The sequence below is a fragment of the Lactiplantibacillus sp. 7.2.4 genome (genome assembly GCF_018991185.1).
GTDB lineage: Bacteria > Bacillota > Bacilli > Lactobacillales > Lactobacillaceae > Lactiplantibacillus > Lactiplantibacillus pentosus.
The window spans coordinates 91125-111780 of sequence record NZ_JAGYGS010000004.1; the positions used below are offsets into that span (position 1 = coordinate 91125).

Sequence of the window (20656 nt, forward strand, 5' to 3'; positions counted from 1 at the left end):
TTACCAACCAAATCTCAAAGGAGTCTGATTCAAATGGCATTATTAATTAATATTTTGATTATTGCACTGATTATTGGCGCAGCCGGCTATCAAATCGTCCGGGTCGTCAAGCGGGCTAAGAAAGGCAAATGTGCGGCATGTGATTATGACTGTGAAGCCAAGAAAATGCTCAATAAGGCGCAGAAACAGCATGGTTAATGTTGTTGCGCCAGCCAGCCGCTAGATTTAAACAGCACCAAAAAAGTCGCCATCGACATCGTTTGAATGTTGGTGGCGACTTTTTAGTCTCGTCGCATGAAGAAAAGCGCCCCGCAAAAGAGCGGAGCGCTTTAAATTATCTCTATTTCATTTGATCTTCATAAATCTTTTCATACTTCTGAATGTCACCGGCACCCATAAAGACTGCAACAGCATTATGGTAAGCCGTCAATGCAGACATATCATCAGTCGTAATGATCTCACCGCCATTTGGCAACTTGGCAGCTAAATCCTTCGATGACACATCGCCAGATTTTTCACGGGCTGAACTGAAAATATTCGTTAAGAAGACGTGGTCAGCCATACTTAAGCTCTTGGCGAACCCGTCCATCAAAGCCTTAGTCCGTGAGAACGTATGTGGTTGGAACACGGCCAAAATTTCCTTATCCGGGTACTTTTGGCGTGCGGCATCCAGCGTCGCTTTGATTTCAGATGGATGATGCGCATAGTCGTCAATCATGACCATATCGCCGACTTCATGTTCAGAGAAGCGCCGTTTAACCCCACTGAAGTCCAACAATTCACGTCGGATTTCGTCTAAGTTGACCTTTTCAAAGTACGCCACCGCAATGACGGCCGTACTATTCAGAACATTATGTTCACCGAACAATGGAATTTCGAACTCACCCAATGATTCGTCATGGTACTTGACTTCAAATGAAGACCCCTTCGTCGTCCGTTGAATATTGACGGCCTGGAAATCATCACGATCACTAGTCCCGTAATAGTAAATTGGTGTATCAACGTTCAAATTACGCAGGCTTTCATCGTCACCCCAGGCAAAAATACCCTTCTTAACTTGATTACCAAATTGTTGGAAGGCAGATTGAACGTCGGCCAAATCCTTGTAATAGTCTGGATGGTCAAAATCGACGTTGGTCATAATCGCATAATCGGGATGGTAAGCCACAAAGTGCCGGCGATATTCATCCGCTTCAAAGACGAAGAAGCGGGCATCCGGCGTGCCTTTACCCGTCCCATCACCAATCAAGTAACTCGTTGGTGCAATGTGACTCAAAACGTGTGAAAGCAAGCCAGTCGTTGAGGTCTTACCGTGTGTGCCGGCAACCCCAATACTCGTGAAGCCTTCCATCAATTTACCCAAGAATTCGTGATAACGGTAGACTGGTAAGCCCATCTCCCGGGCCTTCTTGATTTCAGGATGGTCATCCGTAAAGGAATTCCCAGCAATCACCGTCAAACCTTCATGAATATTTTCCTCTGAGAATGGCAACATTTTGATACCGGCTGCGGCTAAGCCCTTTTGGGTAAACGTATATTGCTCGATATCAGAGCCTTCCACTTGATAACCCTTATCGTGCAAAATTAACGCTAACGAGCTCATCCCAGAACCCTTGATCCCAACAAAATAGTAAACCGTCGTTTTATCCATTATGAAATAATCTCCCATATTCACAATTCATCAATCATCCGGTGAATCGTTTATTTTTAATTATGAATTGGCTTGTAATCTAGTTAAATCATCCGCAGTAAAGTAGACATCACGTGGTTTGGATCCTTTGGCCGCTGAAACGTAGCCGCGGTTCTCCAAATCATCGATAATGTTTGCCGCGCGGTTGTAGCCGATTGAGAAGTTCCGTTGCAACTTGGACGTCGACATCGTGTCTTCATTGGCAATATAGGCCAAGGCTTCTGGCATCAAGTCGTCCTCATTACGAGCCGCCTCCTCGTGTTTCAACAAACTATCCGGCTGAAACTCGTAGTGTGGCGCGGCTTGGTCGCGAACAAACTGAGTAATCGAATCAATTTCGCTATCCACGAAGGTTCCTTGCAAGCGAACGGCGTTACTTTGACCATTACCGAGGTACAGCATGTCCCCACGGCCAAGCAAGCGTTCAGCGCCACTACTATCCAGAATCGTCCGCGAGTCAATTTGACTCGCAACCATGAAGGCGACCCGGGTCGGAATGTTGTTCTTGATCAACCCAGTCACCACGTCGACACTCGGCCGTTGGGTGGCAACCAGCAAATGAATCCCGGCTGCCCGGGCCTTCTGCGTGATTCGCGCAATGTAATCTTGCACTTCACTCGACGCGACCATCATCAAGTCTGCTAATTCGTCGATGACGATCACGATGTACGGCATTTTCAAGCCAGGTTCATGATGTTCTTCGGCCAGCTGATTAAACTGCTCAATATTGCGCGCCCCACCCGCTGCCAGCTTATCATACCGATTATCCATTTCATCGACGACCCATTTAAGAGCGGCCGAAGCGGCCTTCGGTTCTGAGATAACTGGTGCTAGTAAGTGCGGGATTTCATTGTACGGTGCCAATTCCACGGCTTTCGGGTCAATTAACAATAGCTTGACCTGTTGCGGGTTGGCCTTGTACAAAATCGAAACTAAAATACTGTTGATGAAGACTGATTTACCGGAACCCGTAGCCCCCGCAATCAACCCATGCGGCATCTTACGTAAATCGGTCACTTGTGGTTTGCCGAATAAATCAACACCGAGTGCGACTGTCAATGGGGATTTAGACTGCCGGAACTTATCCGTATCCAGTACCTCTGACAGCATGACTGGCCGTGACTTCATGTTTGGAATTTCAATGCCAACCGTGTTACGGCCAGGAATTGGCGCTTCGATTCGGATGTCCTTCGCCGCTAAGGCCAACTTCAAATCATCATTTAAGTTAGTAATCTTGCTGACTTTGACACCGCGGGCGAGCTTGACCTGAAACTGTGTCACGGTCGGACCAATCGTCCAGTCGACCACGTTGGCATTGACGCCAAACGCATCCAGCGATTCATCTAAAGCACTGGCTTTTTGTTCGATCCAATCATCCATTTCAGATTCATTCGGCACGATTGGCGCCTTCAACAGGTTCAATGGTGGCAAATGGTACGCCGCCAGCTCTTTATCTTCCAACACTGGCGCTGCCGATTCACCACTTTGCACTAATTCCGGCTGGTCTTCATCAGAAGTCTGTTCAACAGTGGCATGTGGCGTCGGTGCCGTTACCGCAGAAGTTGCCGCGGTTGACGGTGCTGGCCGATTTCCCGTCGTGGCGTCAGCGTGACTTTGATGAACAGACGTTGCGGAAGTCGTCGCGGATGCGGTTGTTGAAACTGGCGTCACGGCCGTACTCGATGCGGGCCGCATACCGACTGGCTGATACAGCTCATCGGGTTGTGGCGCCTGCGAACGAGGAGCTGTTGACGCTCCCCCACTCCCGTTATTGTGCGTGATGGAATCTGTCGATTGTGAACCGGCTTCTGTATTTGATGTCGATTGCGCTTGTCCATTAAAATCATCCGATTCATCGGACGCTTCGGAACCAACTGGTACTTCTGAATATTCTGTTACTTCTGACGAATGTTGATCAGTCACTTCAGACTCCTGTGTTGCAGAATCTGCGGCAGCTGACACGAGGCGATTTGCGTCTGAAGTTTTGGCAGCTGAAGATACCGGTGCCGCTGCTTCTGAAGTTGTTGCCGGCTGGTCCTTAAACAATGCCAAATCCGCCTGTGCATCGTGCTCCGCGGTCATAATATCGCCGAGGGACAGTCCTAAGCCATGGGCGGGTTTAGCCGCCGCACTTTCGCTTGCCGCATCCGTTGTCGAATCAGCTGATTGGGCATTAACTTGGGCTGCTGACGCCGCTAGTTCAGGATCACTCGGTTCAAACACTTCTGTCGGCCGTGCGGCTTGAGGCTCAGTGACATGTGGCTGATTGAGCGCCGCTGCCGAGGCTGCTAACTCAGGGGCACTCGGCTCGAAGACTTCCGTTGGCCGTGCGACTTGAGGCTCAGCGACATGCGACTGATTAACGGCCGCTGCTGAAGCTGCTAATTCAGGATCACTCGGTTCGAAGATTTCCGTTGGCCGTGCGACTTGAGATTCAGCTGCACGTGACTGATTAATCGCCGCTGCTGAGGCCGCTAACTCAGGATCACTCGGTTCAAACACCTCAGTTGGCGCTACGCTCGCAGTTGCAACCGTTGCCTGCGATGCAGCTGCAGACTGTTCAGCAGTTGCGGTGGCCTCAGACGCGTTTGCCGAAGTAGCAGCCATCGACTGACGAGTTGGCTCATTAGACATAGCGCTGTCCGCCTTGTTTGATGATGCCTGACTTAATGGCGTTTGGCTGAACGATGACGCACTCGTCTGTGGCGCTTGTAAGTCGACTAGTGGCAAATCGGCCGTCGTCTCGTCTGCAAACAATAGAAACGATTCAGGCCGTTTGTGCAAGCTGGCTTGAATTTCTAAGTAATTACGATCATCGTTATCCTGAATAATGCCCCCATTAGTTAACGCACTGGTCAACTGTGCGGGGACCCGTGATGGATGGAAATCGCCATGGGTGCCGCCATTGAACAGCGTTGTGGTATCCGCACCAGCACTGCTTGAACGGACAGGACTCGCCGCGCGGGCAGGCGTTTCAACGGCACTGGCAGCGCTAGAGGCCGCTTGAGAACTAGCCGACACTGCTGTTGGAGTTGATTGACTGGCCGCTGAATTATTCATTTGTCGTTGATTATATCGATATTTCCGGAAAAATGCCGGGCCATCATAATGGTTCATTTTCAATCATCCTAATTTTTAATGTCTGCAAGTCTAAGCAGTAAATAACGTTTGGGCGCGGTCGAAATCAAAGGCTGCGCCGACTGGTTGATAGTCTGCTGGCAAAATTAACGCGCCGGGACGTTGTGGCACGTTTGGCAGTTGTAATTCACGTCCAGAGACGATCATGCCGTTACTCTTAACGCCCCGCAATTCACCGGGCCAAATAATCAAACCGTTTGGCATCATGGCACCGACTTTGGCAACCACAACTAAAATATCCGCCTGCATGTTAGGTGACCCACTGACAATTTGGAGTGGTTCATCAGCACCAACGTCGGTCTTCGTAATTTTTAAATGATCAGATTTGGGATGGGCTTCGGCAGATTGGACGTAGCCGACCACAAATTTAGGATCTGTATCTAAGACTAATTCAGGCTCAAAATCGTTCGTTTGTAATAAATTATTTAATTGATCAACTTGTTCGGCAGTTAAGTGAACTTGACCATTGACATCCAAAGACCCAAGCGTCTTGGAAACGTCAAAAAAATTATAGCCCAAGGTTTCGCCACTGTCAGCGTCACTAATACGCGTGACGTTGGCATGTGTTTCAATCGTCTGGGTGGCCGTATCTGGTCGTAAGATAGTGATTAACGTGTCACCTAATTCGGATGGATTATAACTTGTAATTAACATGTGAAACCCCTTTACTCTCATTTTTAGCGTTCAAATATTATTATAGCGTATTTTACTTAAATCATACTGATTAATTATGACTTTTCTTTGTATTCTCGTCAATCATTGGTATACTAAATTTAAAGAAACATTTCCTAGTCAAGTTAGCTGAAAGGAGACGCAGCATCATGAATAAACAATTACAGTATGGCGGCCTGTTAGCGGTTGGGATGGCTGGTATCGCCGGGGGCTTTTCCGTTGGCGGCCTGTTCAAGCGGTTGCGCCGTCCCACCCCTAACCAAATCCTCGGACAAGTGAAACGTGCTTTTCTTAAAGAAGCACCGATTGAAGGCTCATGGATCGAAATGAAAAAATCGCCACTACAAAAATTTGCCTTGCGCACGGATGTCTACTATGGCGGCATTACCCGTTATGAAGACGGCCAGCTGGTACAGTACGAATTTTTAGCGGACGCCAATACGGGCAGTATTTTAGATATTTACCGACTTTAAATCAAAAAACTTTCGCACTTCATGATGAAAAGTGCGAAAGTTTTTTAGTTTACATTTAATGCTTTATCATTGGGCACATACCATGCTTGAATCTGACGCACCATCGTCGTCGGCAAATAACGCACCGTAATTGTTCGCTCATGGCGGCCATCGCGAATTGAAACCTGCAGATGTGCACTATGACTGGCACGCATCCACCAGCTTTGCTTAATTATTAGTGCCTGAACTTGACTACGCGGTAGTACCCACTGTTGCCGAGTGAAAAAGTGACTCGTTTTTAAAATCAAAATCGCGTCTGAACTGATTGCTGCACCCCGCCAGTGACTGGCATAGCTGCCCTGCAACACCGCAACGGCGACCCATATCGGTAGACTGATGAGCAACCAACTGAGGGATTGCCGGCCAATTTTTAGAACAATCAGGCCAACGACCAACAATAAACTACTCCATAACAGCAGGCAATTGCGAATCACGGCCCAACGTGCTCGTCGATCGAGCGACGTTAAATTAGTAATCATGGTTGGTACCCAGTCAATAAAGCGACTGACTGTTGTTAATGCTTGTGATTGGGGCACGACTGGCAACAACTTCAATTCGTTATTGTCTTCAGTATCCCCGACCTGACTAGCCGTCACCACTTGGACGGTGGTCAGATATAGCCACTGTCGCAACCAATTCTGCTGCAATTTGACAGCTTGGATACGTGATAGTGCAACGCTTGCTTCTCGTCGTTGCAACCAGCCCCGCGTCACGGTCACCACCGTGGCACGTCTTTCAATCGTAAAATGATAATATTGTGCCATGATTTGAGCATAGGCACACGCGTAACTGACAAGCATGACAACGCCCACTACCATGCTGATTTGCCAAACCGACCACTGACCCACTAGACTGGTCATCCGTCGCCAAACACCACCACGACCAACATCAAAGACCTGCTGACCGAACCAGGCCACCACACCCATGATTAGAACGATGTTCACCGAGCTGAGGGCGTACACGTTTAAATCATGCCAGCTGACCCGTAAACGTTGTGTAGCCGGCTCTGATTGTACCGATTGGTCACTATGCTTGGATGCAGTTGCGTCTTGACTTTGACGCTGATGAGCAATTAACTCATCCCCGACCGTTTGCCGGACTAGTGGCAACTGAATGAGGTCATCTTCACTCACCTTTTCTGCGGTATCAATAGTCAGTTGTTCTAGATGCCAAGGTTGCAAAAACCACGACTGTTGCCGCTGAATCGTTTGAATCTGACGATAAGGGATATGCTGAACTTGACGATTAACAAGGCCCTTATTGATTGTAAGACCGCCATCCGTCAATAGATAAGTAAAACGCCAGTAACGAATCGCCGCCAGCAGTAATGCGCCACCAGCAATCACCCCCATTAGGCTAACGATTAGCGTTGAATAGCGCTCCCACAATTTTAGCCATTTCATTGTTAAAAAGGCGATACCCACATCCAGATAAAATGCGACTTGAATGGCTTGCCAGCTAAACTGTAGTAACGCGAGCGGTGACAAGTGATTAGGCTTCATCGCGGGCCTCCCGTGCAAGCTGCATGATTCGGTCACGCAATCGATTAGCCACTTCCGGTACCACACCATCAATTTCATAACTGTCAGCAGAAGTCGCCACGACTACCTTCTGAAGGTGTTGCCACTGCAGTAGCGGACCGGCTTCAAGCGTCACGTTTTGAATACGCCTGATTGGAATCGCAATAACTCTTTTCATTATCACACCATGATGCAAATACACGGCATCCGTTGTAATCTGATAGCGCCAAAAAGCATACCGATATGGCACCATTGCAAGTTCAACCATAATATCTAGAATCGTTAAACCGCCAACGACTACTGCTAGCCACCACCACCAATGCCACCAAAGATGGCCGAACCAAACACCGATTGCCAGCAGCAACCCGATACCCCCACTCAGCACGATACTCGCGACCCAAACGTGTTTGATTTCTTTTGGCAACTGTTCTGTCATGCGATTCCCTCCAAGTTAGTCTTAAATCAAGTATCGCATACCTGAGCACGACCGTCGAGGAGCGGTTGATTTGATCTGAATCATGATTAAAAACGTGCCAATTGGTTGACTCACTACTCGTCAGCCAGTGCGCCTCCTCATTCAGCCTTCAGCAATGAGTGCTATTGGCTCGAAAAATGACATGTTTTCAACTCATCCTTAATGCAAAATGCTAACCAGCATAACCTGTCAATAATTGGTTCTCCGCCGCTGTTGTAACTGCTGATAGCCTAGCCCAAGGCCAATCAACACGCCACCGGCCAGTAACATCCCCCCAACCACTGGCAGTCCGGTAATCAAACTGTACTCAGTGAAGGGCTGAAGCACCCGGTCAATGCCAATTTGAATCATGAACATCCATAAGATAAAGGTCAGTGCGTAAACAATGGCATAATTCTGAATCGTTAGGCTTAAAATAACTGCCACACTAGTGATGAAGGCAATCACTGCTAAGAATAAGATGATTCGAATGAGGACAGCGGTAATTGAATGCGTCAACTCCCACTTAGCAAAAATACCATTTGCAGCATTCACGGACAGGCCCTGAAATGACCGGCCGTTGTGAAAAACGATCATTGCCAGGATTAGATTCAATCCCAAAGAGCCGCCAAAGTTGACCACTGACACCAGCACTGCATCGCGGACTCGCATGGCTTGGTCGCCCAACTTGGTGCCTCCCGCTGAGGCTTTCCAGGCCGCTTTGGTCCTAATTGGTCGGTCAGCCACTAACATCAAAATAATGATTGGTAAGCCCAAATAAAGGACCGGTAAACTGATGGCACCATGACCACCCATTCCGAGCATCGTTGCGAGTGCTGGCGTCAGTAACCACTTGGCACCCATATAATTGCTGAATTCTTCATAAGCTGAGATTGCGAGGTCGATTTGTGGCAACAACCAAATCAGTGCGACCATGGCAATCATCCGATAATCACGACGACGCGTGCCTGTTATTATGTTAAACAAATGAATCTCCTCCTTACATCTTCGAGACACGCACTAATTTTGCTAGTGCGCGGCTGGCAGCAACCGAACAATCAATGGTTTCACCATTACTGACCGTCAGCTGATGCAACCGTTTATTGATCACAGTGATACAGGTCTGATTGACGACGATTGATTTATGACAACGATAAAAATTTTTATTGAGTGTCGCTGCCTGCTTAATCGTGCCATAGTACTCAAATCGTGCATTCGCCATATGAACGATTAACTTATGCGGAACCTGAGCACTTTCGATGAACAAGACCTCATCAGCACGCACCGACCGCACTTGTTCCCCAACTTTAAACTGGACGTACGCCGCTTGGTGGTGCTGAGACGACGTTAGTCTGGTTTGCGCTAAATTTAAAATTTGAATCAGACGGGCTTGTAGCGCTTCTGGCTCGTCTTTAATAATGAAATCCAACACTTCTAACTGATACTTAAACGTCAAGGTCAGCATTTCAGCATGCGTCGTAATAAAGACGATTTTACAATTCACATCGACCTGGCGTAATTTTTGCGCCAACTCAATCCCATTCATCGGGGTGCCGAGTTCAATATCCAATAAATACAACCGTTGATGCTGGTTGTCGGCCTCTGCTAATATCGCTTGGGGGTCGGCCGTTGCCATGGCAATCCGCATATCAAGTTTTTCAATCATCAGGTAGCGGCGCACGATCGTTTGAATCTGTTCAAGTTGTTTGACGTCATCCTCACAAATATAAACATCAATCATCATGATCACCCAGTTTGACTGTGATTCTCTGGGTAAAGTGGTGTGCCGTTACCGCGGTGTCCAACATGTAAGCGGCGTGTTGGTCGATGATAGCCTGCAAATTGGTTAGCCCGAGTCCGCGACCGGGACCGTTCGTTGAGAAATTCTTGCGTTTTAATTGCCATAACGGCGGTAATTCCGTGTGAATGGTATTCCGCACCGCAAATACTAAGCCGTAATCATCAGTCATGATGGCCATTTCAATAACCGAATCAGGCTGGTGGGCGGTTGCCGTGACGGCATTATCCAGCACAATTCCCAGCGCGATGACGAGGCTGACCGGATCTGCGCCAACAGTCGGGGCGGTTTCTCGACATTCGAAACGCGTCTTGGTCCCCGTTTCTTGGGCAGCGCTGAGTTTATTAAACACCAGACTCTTAATTTCTTTTACTTGTAACCGGCCCAGATCTTCTAACGCGTATTTTTCCGAAGTGAGTCACGAATTGACGGGACGCAAAGCTTGGTAATAATATTTTTTCAAACCATCAATATCATCAGTAGCCAGGTATTCATCAAGCGACAACAACATATTCTGATAATCGTGCCGGAAGCGTCGTAGCTGATCATAATGGGCTTCCACTTCATCCGTATAACGGCCATTGCTGACCAATAATTCCTGCTGGTGCGTCAAAGTCGCCGTTTTAAGCTGCATTTGGTGATGTTCCCATTGTAACCAGATCACAATCAGGCTCACGGTCGTAAAGAAGACTAAGTCGAACAACACACCCGGACTTTTCGGATAATTACGACCGGTAAAATTAAGATATTCATAGACGATCAGTAAGGTGACGACGGCTAACACAGCCTCAGTAAGCTTAAACTGTTGTAGCCCCGGACCGGTCTTTTGCGGTCGATAAATCAGTGCTAACAACCCACCGACCGCAATTCCAAGTATCATCGTCAACCCGAGCTGCCAACTAGTCTGGCCAATCATCTTAGCGAACAGTGCCGCAAAGTGACTCACAATCAACAGGATGAGGGTACACTCAAAACTCAGGACTACCGTCGCCTTGATGTCAATCACCTCTTGGTCTGGCCCGCCGATTAAAATCATCACACCCGGTACCAATAACATAATTGCCGTATTCGGCCACACGAATGCGGTGATGACCGCCCATACAATGAATCCACCGTCCCACCAATCGAATCGATACCGCTGCGTCACGATTTTGGCAAAAGCGCCTAACAAGAGCCCCTCAATAATAATTTCCAACTGTATCATCTGTACGCCTCCATTCTGTCGTCATCTCTTGCACTTGCTTACACCTATCTTATCAATTCCAGCCGGCAATCACTATTTTTATCATAAAACCATCGTTTTTAATCATTATCGACTCATTTTTGAAGAACAGGAACAATCATGGCCAAGTTTAGTTGCAAGCGCACCATCAGCTCATCAACATAATGGCACTAGCCTAGTTTCGGCCAGTCCGCGAATCGACAAAAAAACAGCGATCTCTACTGAGCATCGCTGCAATTGTCCCCTTACTTGGCCGGGAATGTGGCAATAATCTTATAAATTGGGCCAAATTGGCTGAATTTTTGTTCGTATTCTGTTTCGACGTTGTCCTCAGGCGTTGCGACCGCGTGCAAGTCCAGCCAGACTTGTTCAAACTGCATGCCGAAGTTGTTCATACTCGTTAATGAGAACTCAAACAGGCCCCGGTTGTCGGTCTTAAACTCGATCTGGCCATTGGGCTTCAGCACTTCTCGATAGCCAGCCAGAAACGACTTGTAGGTCAAGCGCCGTTTTTCATGACGCGACTTCGGCCATGGATCAGAAAAGTTCAAGTACAGGCGGTCGACTTCATGGGGTTCAAAAAATGCCGTCACTGCTTGGCCATCAGCGTGCGCCAACTGCAGATTTGGTAAGGGTTCTTCAACCAACTTCTTCAAAATAATGGCGATCACCGAAGTTTGAATTTCAATGGCCACGTAATTAATTTCTGGGTGGCGTTTGGCCATTTCAATAATAAATTGACCTTTGCCGCTCCCCACTTCAATCTGTAACGGTTGCTGCTTGGCAAAGCGACTCTGCCACTGACCTTTCAATTGCGTCGGGTCCTCAGTAATTAGTTCGGGATGGGCCGCAATCAATTTGGGCGCCCATGGTTTGTTTCTGACACGCATAACGTTGACTCCTTCTTAAGCTTAATTCAGTAAAATAGCCGCGAATTCCGACTGGGACTCGCGGCTATCGGTAACTTGTCATTATACTTCGTACTGCGATAGTTCTTCTAAAAAGATGATTTCATGGTTCATCTGATGATACTGGTTCCGATAATAATTGTCCTTGATATTCAACAACAAATTAATCTTGGCATACCACACGACCCGTGTTCGTAGTGCGGTGGTCATCGTCTCGCCGTAAGCACTAAACCATTGTTGCCAGTCCTTGAGTGGAATATATTCGCACAACAAGAGACTAATATCTGATGCTGGATCGGCAAAACGTGCGGAATCCCAGTCAACTAAATAGAGCTGCTGGCGATCAGATAACAACCAATTCTTATGGTTGAGGTCCCCATGACAGACCCGATATTTTGCAACGGGTAGGCTTGGCAAAGTCCCTTTTAATTCTTCTAGGACCCGTGCCATCAGCGGGTGATGTCTCAAATCATCAGGTAAATCTTGTAAGTATTGTTGAATAAAATCTTGTGGTCGAACGCTCTGACCACCGACTTTTCTTAACATCCGGTGAAGCAACTCGGAATTGTGCACACGTGCCAATAAATGCGCCACATCAGGCAGCCGCATTTGTTGCTTCGTTAAAGTTTGACCGTTTAGCCACTCTTGGGCCGTCAACGTATCCCCACTTGAGATTCGTTTCGTCCAGATCAATCGCGGGGTAATTTCTTCCATCGACAGCGCCGCTAGGAACGGCGAGGCGTTTCGTTTTAAGAACAATCGTTGGTGATTTTTTTTGCCCATGAAAGCCTTATTCGTATTCCCATATATCGGATAAACGTCCCAGCCATCATCAAGTTCGAAATCCATCAGCCCCACTCCTCTCAAAATTTATTTAATGTCACATTATCATTTCACTTAACATGATTATTTCACTTAACAATCACATTCTATAGACGAAAACCGCATCCGTCAAGTCCTTTTTAACCCTTGATACACCAAGGTTTTAAGCTAATCTAACTTTCAGATACCAAGTAACTAAGAGATAGATTTCAATGACGTTGATTACCGCTAAAATGCCCACCTGAGCTAACGGTGCGTTGCTTATCCAAAACGCCGCTAAAAAGATAATTCCGGTCAGTCCCAAGACGTTTCGCAAGAGCCGTTGGAAGTTTTGCAGGCGTTGTTTCGTCGTTAACGGATAAATGTGCGTAAAAACTATATTATCGTATTGCTTGTAAAACGGCAACAATTGGAACCCAATCAAATAAATAAAGAGCACGTCTAATGCCATTGCCAGCCAGCCATGACCGCTGAAATACAACAGTATCGCGCCAATGACGGTCAGGCGAACGACCAATCCACTAAATTCGGTGCCACGTAACATGCCGCGGGTATACAAATAGCCAAAGGCGTGCTGTTGGTCGCGCGGTAACCATTTGAGTAACCAATCTAAATACCGGCGCCGTTTGACACTGCCCTGGACCATTGGCACATCCGTGAATAGATTGAAGAAACGGTAGATCCCCAGCATACGGTTGGCCTCGGCCCTAATATCATCCCGCCAAGCAATCACGGTTGTCGGCCAAAGTCGTTGATGTAGCAAACGTTGTCCGAGAGCTACCACTAGCGCAAGCACCAGGCTGAGCCATGGCGTGATCAGCAGACCGAGTGCAAGCACGACTAACGCCAATGCCCAATTGCCCAGCTGCAGCCAACGCCGCAACTTCAGCGGGATTTGGTACAGACGCGTCACACTTAACGTTAGTTGCGCATCCTTGAGCGCAAGCTGTGTCACGAGCAGTGCCAATAACGACCAACCGGTAATCTGATCGACAATCATCAACAGCGGTACGGTCAGTCCAACCAAAACAACTTGCACGAGTTGGGCCAGCCACCAACTGTAGCGCCAGGCGCGAACGAGATAGTCATGCACATCGTGTTCGCGCGGTAACAGGAACACCGTGTCGGCCGGTTCTAGCAGCGTCGCCACGTGATTCAGCCCCAAGCCAGCCCATAATATGAGGCCTAAGACGTACACTAACCAAGTACTTTGTGGTCCGAGCGTCTTCAGCCAGTTGGAATAGGCCAACCCAAGACCACCGACAAAAAACATCAGAGCAATAACGAAGTGGTCATTAAAGACCAGCCGCAAGTAGCGCAACATCCGTCGCAAGTGTTGCTGTAACCGGGTTTGAAATAACTCACTCATCGCGGGTCACCCCGGTCAATGAAAGGTAGATGTCATTCAATGATTCACCCGCATCCGGATAATTAGCTTTGATTTCCGCGAACGTCCCCTGCGTTTGAACCTCACCCGCATGTAGCAGGACAAACTTATCACACGCTTTTTCGGCCGTATCCAGGACGTGGGTCGACATCAAAACTGCCGCACCCTGTTGCTTCACGTCCGCAATCAGCGCTAATAAATCATGAACGGCTAAGGGGTCCAGCCCTAGAAATGGTTCGTCAATGATGAACAGCTTGGCGTCCGTAATGAAGGCGCAGACAATCATGACCTTTTGCTTCATCCCCTTAGAAAAGTTAGCTGGAAACCAGTCTAACTTATTCGCTAACCGGAAAGTTTTGAGCAGGTCGTTTGCGCGTTGCCATGCCTTGGTCTGGTCCAAACCATAGGCCAACATCGTCATTTCTAAATGTTCTTTGAGTGTTAATTCTTCATATAAGATGGGTGTTTCAGGGATATAAGCGATCTGCCGCTTATACGCTTGTGGGTCTTGGGCAAGCGTGACGCCGTTGAGACTGATGGTCCCCTTCATCGGCGTTAACAAACCAATAATATGGTTAATAGTTGTTGACTTACCAGCCCCGTTTAATCCAATCAAACCGACCAGCTCGCCTGGTTCGACTTCAAAACTGATATCTTTTAGGACGGGAATTTGCGAATACCCACCAACTAAGTGCTGTACCGCTAATGCCATTACGTTAACCTCTTTCTGTGTTGATATAAGTGTTCCTATTATAGCATAGCTCCGGCTGGAATCCGTACTGGAGTCATTCAGACGAATCGTCTTTAAAGAAAATTCAGCATTTTCGCCCACCACGCCATCGTGTTTTGATTGCAGTCGCGCCGATAGTGTATAATGAACCCAACTAATAAATAAAGAAGGTTATCATATGACAGCTTTTGAACCAAAACTCGATGACGATTGTATCTTTTGTAAAATTATCAAAGGTGATATTCCAAGCTACACGGTATACGAAGACGACATGGTCAAAGCTTTTCTTGATATCTCTCAAGGGACGCCCGGCCATACGTTAGTCGTTCCTAAGACCCACGTCGCTGACATCTTAGGCTATGATCGTGACCTGGCTAGCATCGTTTTTGCACGGATTCCTGAAATTGCGCGGGCAATCAAGGCTTCTGACGAAAACATCATTGGCATGAACATCGTTAACAACAACGGTGCGGTCGCTTATCAATCCGTCTTCCATTCGCACTTCCATCTGATTCCACGGTACAGCGATAAGGATGATTTCCGGATGATTTTCAAGGATAACGCTAAGAAATATGATGAAACGGACTACACGCGCCTTCAGAATGCCATCAAATCTGAATTAGCACACTAACCGAGGAGGACGCCCATGGCAAAATTTATTCGCAACAGTCTAATTGGCTTAGGCCTCAGCGCCGCCGCTTACATGCTGGTCAATCAGAAGACGCCCAAAGCGGTGTATCATGACATCAAAAGTTACGTCCAAGACGTCTTAGATGCTGCCGACAACTTACAAGATGCCCGTGAAGAATTCAGTGATGCCCAATCGGAACTCAGTGTTCAAATGGCCCATGCTGCTGAAGTGTTCGATGATATTCAAACGGAACTCGACAAGTTTCAGTTTCAAATCGAACCCCACGTGGCGATTATGAAGAAACGCGCGGAACATCTGCAGTCGACTTTAGACCGACTGACTGGCGATGATACTGACCCTCATCAGCAGTCCTAAACCTGAATCGTGAAACCCTAATTGCTGGTTTCACGATTCTTTTGTTTGGTATCCGAACAAGCTGGTTTCGTTTAAATTCACTGACACATTAGGTAAACTTTATGAAGACGCTGTGAAATCTCTGAATATTTTGTAAAGATTTCCATATGCCTGCAGAAGCTTTCATAGTTATGGTATAGTAGTCTGTGAAGTCTGCTGATGCAGAACGATTTCAAGAATAGGATGTGTTTTAAGCATGAAGAAATGGCTCATTGCCCTTGCTGGTGTCTTACTAACCTTCACCTTGGCTGGTTGCGGTAGCAAGACCGTTGCAACAACTTCCGGTGGTAAAATTACCGAAAGCCAATATTATAGTAGTATGAAGGGTACCTCCTCTGGTAAGCAAGTCTTACAACAAATGATTTTAAACAAGGTGCTTGAAAAGGACTACGGCGACAAAGTTTCAACGAAACAAGTTACGAAGCAATACAATACTTACAAGTCACAATACGGTAGTTCATTCTCAACAGTCTTAACCCAAAATGGTTTGACGACCAAGACCTTCAAGGAACAATTACGTTCTAACTTACTATTGAAGGAAGCCGTTAAAGACAAGGTTAAGATCACTGACAAGGCTTTGAAGAAACAATGGAAGTCTTACGAACCTGAAGTGACTGTTCAACACATCTTAGTTGCTAAGAGTGCCACTGCTGACAAAGTCTTAGACGCCTTGAAGAAGGATTCTAGCCAAGCCAACTTCACGAAGTTAGCTAAGAAGTATTCAACTGATACGACCACTAAGAACAAGGGTGGGAAGTTAGCTGCCTTCGATAACACGAACACCAGCTACTCATCTAAATTCTTGACCGCCGCATTCAAGCTGAAGAACGGTGAATACACCACTTCTGCTGTTAAGACTAGCAACGGTTACGAAATCATTCGGATGATCAAGAACCCTGGTAAGGGCAAGATGTCTGATCACACTGCCGAATTGAAGAAGCAAATTTGGGACAACGACATGAGTGACTCAACTGTCTTACAAAACGTTGTTTCTAAAGTGCTTAAGGGTGGGAATGTTTCAATCAAGGATAGCGATTTGAAGGATATCTTATCGTCATACCTCTCAACCTCATCTTCATCAAGCTCTAACTAATTTTTAGCTTATTAAACCACCCGGACCTGTTTAGGTTCGGGTGGTTTTTTTGTGTGCTGACTTCAATTGAAAAGCTGATTGGCAATGATTATGCGTCGTGCTAGTTACTCTTTAGCACAATAGATGATTATAAATCATGCCAATTGTTAAGTTCAAAAGCAGCCAGCTTGAGACCGCTGGAAACAAAGCGAGTTAGCATAAACTGATGAATAGACGTGAGACTACACCAGCTTCCAGGCATTCGAAAGACGGATACGTGTGGATCCAACCTTTAATGAACCGGTTGATGGCTCTTAGTACACAGTCATCTTGGCATTCAACTGTATGGCTGATTCCAAATAATAGCTAAGTTATCTTGCCAGCATTTTTGAGTCAGCTAACGGAGTAAAACTCTGAATTCTGAACTAATAACAACTCTAGCGTCTATCTTCAGGATTGATTTTCATTGAAACTCGTCTGTAATCTTCAAATCGTCTTGTCAGTATTTAAATACCATAAACCAACATACAATACTGATTCATAGTTTGCCTGAAAGACCTGTCTCCTAATATTCAATGGTCAATTGCACCCAGATAGGTGTTTGTTCATCCGCCATTCGAGCGGCCTCCCGACTGTAGGGGCTGGCTGACAATGCTCAGTAGCCAAATTATTCTTAGTCGGAAGTGATTTTCTTCCGGCTTAGAATAAGACTCGTATTTGAAATTGCGCAATGGGTTTCTGCGTGAGTTCAAATCGATGTCGGCTTACGTTCCAGCAATTGTCAGCCGGCCCTGGAAGTCGGAGTAGGGAGCTCACCGGCTGACGAACAGTACGCCAAACGATGGCATGATTTAATCATCTGTAGTGCTAATGATTAGTTCATTCTAAGGACGCTATTTTCTTTTGATTTCGGTATCGTCGCACGCTGTTAATCCAACAAGACTTGCAGATGAAGTTCCCCCACTCTCCTCGCAAGTAAACAATGCGCTGCCTTCAGTCTGTCGCCTTGGCAAGATAACGCCTTGCTAAGGCGTGCCAATCATCAACATGCATAACGCTAGCTGGATTCGGATGGTTTATGCTAATCTAATGTCAACGATACGCTACAAGTAATATTCTGGCCAGAATTTTATTATCGTTACTGTATGTTGATTGATGAGCGCAGGCACGAACAGCAAAAAAAGGAGCGAGCTATCATGAAAAAAACAGTGATTACGGCAACCATGCTGCTAGGCTTACTGGGAACCCCTGCCATTACGGCGAATGCTGCATCCAGTGCGAACACGAACACTACTCTAGAATTGACTGAAAACACGGGTCCAACCGTTCCAGTCGACCCAACCAACCCAACCAACCCAACAAATCCCCAAGATCCAGACGATCCAGATAACCCCGCTACCGGTAATACCGGAGCCTTAACGTTAGACGTTGCACCTAAAACCTTTAACTTCGGTTCCGTTCAAACGTATGCGGCCGAACACACTTACAAGGCAGTTGCGACGGCCAGTGGCTATCAATACTTGCAGGTCACTGATAATCGTGGGACTGACGAGCAAGGCTGGACAGTGACCGTCGAACAGGACCAAGATTTAACCGAAACCAGTGGTGATGCCTCACACGTCTTAACTGGAACGACTATTCACGTGCCTGCCGGGACTGCCCGTAACAGTCTGGCAACTGACCCGACCGCCGCTGACTCAAATCTGAATGCGACGGTCGCCAACGTTACCAATACCAGTGGCGCAGTGACCGTCTTCAGCACGACTGCGGCAGAGAATGCAGGAAAAGGCACATCGGTAAAAGCCTGGGATCCAACTGATGTCACGTTGACCATTCCTAAGAATACTGCCAAACCAGGAACCTACACGAATACGTTGACTTGGACGTTGACCGCCAACGTTTCAAGTTAGCACAAGGAGGGATGGCCCATGTTCACCCGTGTTAGCATCCGCGTTGGACTGGTTGTCCTGGGGCTAGTTCCTATTGGATTGACCGCCACGGCAGCAACTACGACTGGTACCGTGACTTTTCAAGATGACACGAGTGCCACTGCCCCTGTCGACCCAACGAGTCCCAACATCCCATTAACTCCGGCTGACCCCAATAACCCAGCAACTAATAATACGGGGACGTTGACGCTGGACGTTGCGCCCAAAAGTATTGACTTTGGGACGGTCACGACTTCCAATGCTGCCAAAACTTACAATGCAACTGGAACCTATTATCAGTACTTGCAAGTTTCAGATAAACGCACCACTGCCAACGGTTGGCAAGTCAATGTTAAACAGGATCGCACGTTAACTAATGATAGTAATAATCACGTGCTCACTGGCGCGGTGATTCATTTGCCAAAAGGGACCCCACGTAATTCCTTAAATGAACCCGCGTCAGCCGCCGATGCCAACCTTGTCACTAACGCCGTAAGCGTTTCCAATTCCGACCAAGTTGTTTTTAACGCGGCAAATCTCGCCGGTGTCGGAAAAGCCACTTCGACCACCACTTGGAACGCGAACGCCGTCACCCTATCCATTCCCAAACTAACTGCTCGCGTTGGTAACTATACGAACAGTCTAGTCTGGACACTAGTCGCTGCGACCACCAACTAGGAGGGTATCATGAAAAAGTTAATGTGCTTATTCGGCGTAATCGGTGGCTTGGTTTTCATGAGTCTCACCTCAGGACAAATCCAGGCCGCCGATGCCAATGCCGAAGTTCAATACAGTGTGAATAAAATCAATCCTGGTCAAGAAGTTGATGCCAGCAGTCCCTTTTTCGACTTGAAGGCCAAGGCGGGAACGACACGTCAAATTCAAGCGCGTATCTACAACCCAACTGACAAGGAAATTACCGTCAAGACCCGTTTGCTGACCACCTTCACGAACGACTCGGGTCAAATTGCCTACACCCAAACGGCGAAACGATACGATCCAAGTTTAAAATATCGTTTTGATCAAATCGCCAGTTTAGCTCGTGGCTCTGACAAAGTCACCGTCCCTGCCAAAAGTAATCGCGTCGTGACGGCGACTATCAATATTCCGAAGAATTTCGATAACGGGGTCATCTTAGGCTCATGGTATTTCGAAAAGACGGGACAAGGCACCAATACTGCCACTAAAGGGGTCAACATTAACCAAAAGTACAGTTACGCTTTAGCCGTCAAACTAACGGCTAAAGAAATTGCACAACCCAAACTGACTTTAGGCAAAGTCACCCCCGGATTACGCAACTACCGCAAAGTCGTCCTCGCAACGATTCGCAACCCAGAACCTGCCGTGGTTTCTGAGTTGAAACTGACCACCAAAATCACGAAAAAAGGAAGCACCAAGGTCCACTACCAGAATAAAAGCGACCACTTGATCATGGCACCAAACTCGAGCTTCACTTACCCAACTTTCCTGGATGATCAAAAGATGCGCGCTGGCGATTATACGTTGACTGTCACCGCGACCACCACTGACTCAAAGTGGTCTAAGAAGACTTGGCGCTGGACTCGCGACTTTACGATTACGAGCGAACAAGCCCGTCAAAATAATCAAAAAGCCAAAAACGATCCAGCTGCGCCAATCAGTATCTGGTGGTATCTCTTAATCGTCGTGGTCATTGCGGGCTTATCTGCCGGAATCGTCTATTTCATCATGAAACGTCACCATCATGACGCTTCATGATTGCAAGCAACTTTCAATTTG

21 protein-coding genes are annotated in these 20656 nt (G+C 47.2%); 8 read left to right on the forward strand and 13 right to left on the reverse strand.

What is annotated here, in order from left to right:
* Positions 1 to 33: 33 nt before the first annotated feature.
* Positions 34 to 198 (forward strand): FeoB-associated Cys-rich membrane protein, encoded by a 165-nt coding sequence (locus tag KGF70_RS02410; RefSeq protein ID WP_003638480.1) that lies wholly within the window; start codon positions 34 to 36, stop codon positions 196 to 198.
* A gap of 142 nt (positions 199 to 340) precedes the next feature.
* Here KGF70_RS02410 and murC read toward each other — a convergent pair whose 3' ends face one another.
* The 3 genes from murC to ytpR are packed head-to-tail and all read right to left on the reverse strand — an operon-like array spanning position 341 to position 5482.
* Complete coding sequence (murC, locus tag KGF70_RS02415; RefSeq protein ID WP_065674675.1) at positions 341 to 1651, reverse strand: UDP-N-acetylmuramate--L-alanine ligase; 1311 nt, start codon at positions 1649 to 1651, stop codon at positions 341 to 343.
* A 60-nt stretch (positions 1652 to 1711) separates the two neighbouring features.
* Entirely contained in the window at positions 1712 to 4807 is a 3096-nt protein-coding gene (locus KGF70_RS02420; protein ID WP_216786393.1) for a DNA translocase FtsK, read from the reverse strand.
* A 33-nt stretch (positions 4808 to 4840) separates the two neighbouring features.
* A complete protein-coding gene (ytpR, locus tag KGF70_RS02425) occupies positions 4841 to 5482 on the reverse strand; it encodes a YtpR family tRNA-binding protein (RefSeq protein WP_216767603.1) in 642 nt (213 codons plus the stop codon).
* 167 nt (positions 5483 to 5649) lie between these two features.
* Between ytpR and KGF70_RS02430 the strand changes: the two genes are divergently transcribed.
* A complete protein-coding gene (locus KGF70_RS02430; protein WP_003638476.1) occupies positions 5650 to 5973 on the forward strand; it encodes a PepSY domain-containing protein in 324 nt (107 codons plus the stop codon).
* A gap of 44 nt (positions 5974 to 6017) precedes the next feature.
* On the opposite strand, the gene KGF70_RS02435 is transcribed toward KGF70_RS02430, so the two are convergent.
* From KGF70_RS02435 to KGF70_RS02480, 10 genes are all read right to left on the reverse strand, one after another.
* Entirely contained in the window at positions 6018 to 7514 is a 1497-nt protein-coding gene (locus tag KGF70_RS02435; protein WP_216767604.1) for a PH domain-containing protein, read from the reverse strand.
* Positions 7504 to 7968 (reverse strand): PH domain-containing protein, encoded by a 465-nt coding sequence (locus KGF70_RS02440; protein WP_050340044.1) that lies wholly within the window; start codon positions 7966 to 7968, stop codon positions 7504 to 7506. Before KGF70_RS02440 ends, KGF70_RS02435 begins: the two co-directional genes overlap by 11 nt.
* 228 nt (positions 7969 to 8196) lie before the next feature.
* On the reverse strand, positions 8197 to 8973 hold the full coding sequence (locus KGF70_RS02445; protein ID WP_216767605.1) for a hypothetical protein: 777 nt from the start codon (positions 8971 to 8973) through the stop codon (positions 8197 to 8199).
* Positions 8974 to 8986: 13 nt separating this feature from the next.
* Positions 8987 to 9730 carry a LytTR family DNA-binding domain-containing protein gene (locus tag KGF70_RS02450; RefSeq protein ID WP_216786394.1) on the reverse strand — a complete coding sequence of 248 codons (744 nt, stop codon included), beginning with the start codon at positions 9728 to 9730 and terminating at the stop codon, positions 8987 to 8989.
* A complete protein-coding gene (locus KGF70_RS02455; protein WP_216767606.1) occupies positions 9720 to 10136 on the reverse strand; it encodes a GHKL domain-containing protein in 417 nt (138 codons plus the stop codon). The genes KGF70_RS02450 and KGF70_RS02455 overlap by 11 nt, the downstream gene beginning before the upstream one ends.
* 66 nt (positions 10137 to 10202) lie before the next feature.
* Positions 10203 to 10988 (reverse strand): hypothetical protein, encoded by a 786-nt coding sequence (locus tag KGF70_RS02460; RefSeq protein ID WP_216767607.1) that lies wholly within the window; start codon positions 10986 to 10988, stop codon positions 10203 to 10205.
* 263 nt (positions 10989 to 11251) lie between these two features.
* A complete protein-coding gene (gene trmB / locus KGF70_RS02465) occupies positions 11252 to 11896 on the reverse strand; it encodes a tRNA (guanosine(46)-N7)-methyltransferase TrmB (RefSeq protein ID WP_003638472.1) in 645 nt (214 codons plus the stop codon).
* Positions 11897 to 11977: 81 nt separating this feature from the next.
* Complete coding sequence (locus KGF70_RS02470; RefSeq protein ID WP_050340040.1) at positions 11978 to 12763, reverse strand: phosphotransferase family protein; 786 nt, start codon at positions 12761 to 12763, stop codon at positions 11978 to 11980.
* 136 nt (positions 12764 to 12899) lie between these two features.
* Complete coding sequence (locus KGF70_RS02475) at positions 12900 to 14105, reverse strand: ABC transporter permease (RefSeq protein WP_216767608.1); 1206 nt, start codon at positions 14103 to 14105, stop codon at positions 12900 to 12902.
* Entirely contained in the window at positions 14098 to 14835 is a 738-nt protein-coding gene (locus KGF70_RS02480) for an ABC transporter ATP-binding protein (RefSeq protein WP_050340038.1), read from the reverse strand. The genes KGF70_RS02475 and KGF70_RS02480 overlap by 8 nt, the downstream gene beginning before the upstream one ends.
* A 196-nt stretch (positions 14836 to 15031) precedes the next feature.
* On the opposite strand from KGF70_RS02480, the gene KGF70_RS02485 reads away from it, so the two are divergent.
* From KGF70_RS02485 to KGF70_RS02510, 6 genes are all read left to right on the forward strand, one after another.
* Positions 15032 to 15484 (forward strand): HIT family protein, encoded by a 453-nt coding sequence (locus KGF70_RS02485; protein WP_216767609.1) that lies wholly within the window; start codon positions 15032 to 15034, stop codon positions 15482 to 15484.
* Positions 15485 to 15499: 15 nt separating this feature from the next.
* Entirely contained in the window at positions 15500 to 15859 is a 360-nt protein-coding gene (locus KGF70_RS02490; protein WP_216767610.1) for a YtxH domain-containing protein, read from the forward strand.
* 235 nt (positions 15860 to 16094) lie between these two features.
* Complete coding sequence (locus KGF70_RS02495) at positions 16095 to 16991, forward strand: peptidylprolyl isomerase PrsA (RefSeq protein WP_050340036.1); 897 nt, start codon at positions 16095 to 16097, stop codon at positions 16989 to 16991.
* A 1175-nt stretch (positions 16992 to 18166) separates the two neighbouring features.
* Positions 18167 to 18880: a WxL domain-containing protein gene (locus tag KGF70_RS02500; RefSeq protein ID WP_216767611.1), complete on the forward strand. Its 714-nt coding sequence runs from the start codon at positions 18167 to 18169 to the stop codon at positions 18878 to 18880.
* 18 nt (positions 18881 to 18898) lie between these two features.
* Entirely contained in the window at positions 18899 to 19576 is a 678-nt protein-coding gene (locus KGF70_RS02505) for a WxL domain-containing protein (protein ID WP_216767612.1), read from the forward strand.
* Positions 19577 to 19585: 9 nt separating this feature from the next.
* Positions 19586 to 20635, forward strand: coding sequence for a DUF916 and DUF3324 domain-containing protein (locus KGF70_RS02510; RefSeq protein ID WP_216767613.1), 1050 nt, complete (start codon positions 19586 to 19588; stop codon positions 20633 to 20635).
* Positions 20636 to 20656: the final 21 nt, after the last annotated feature.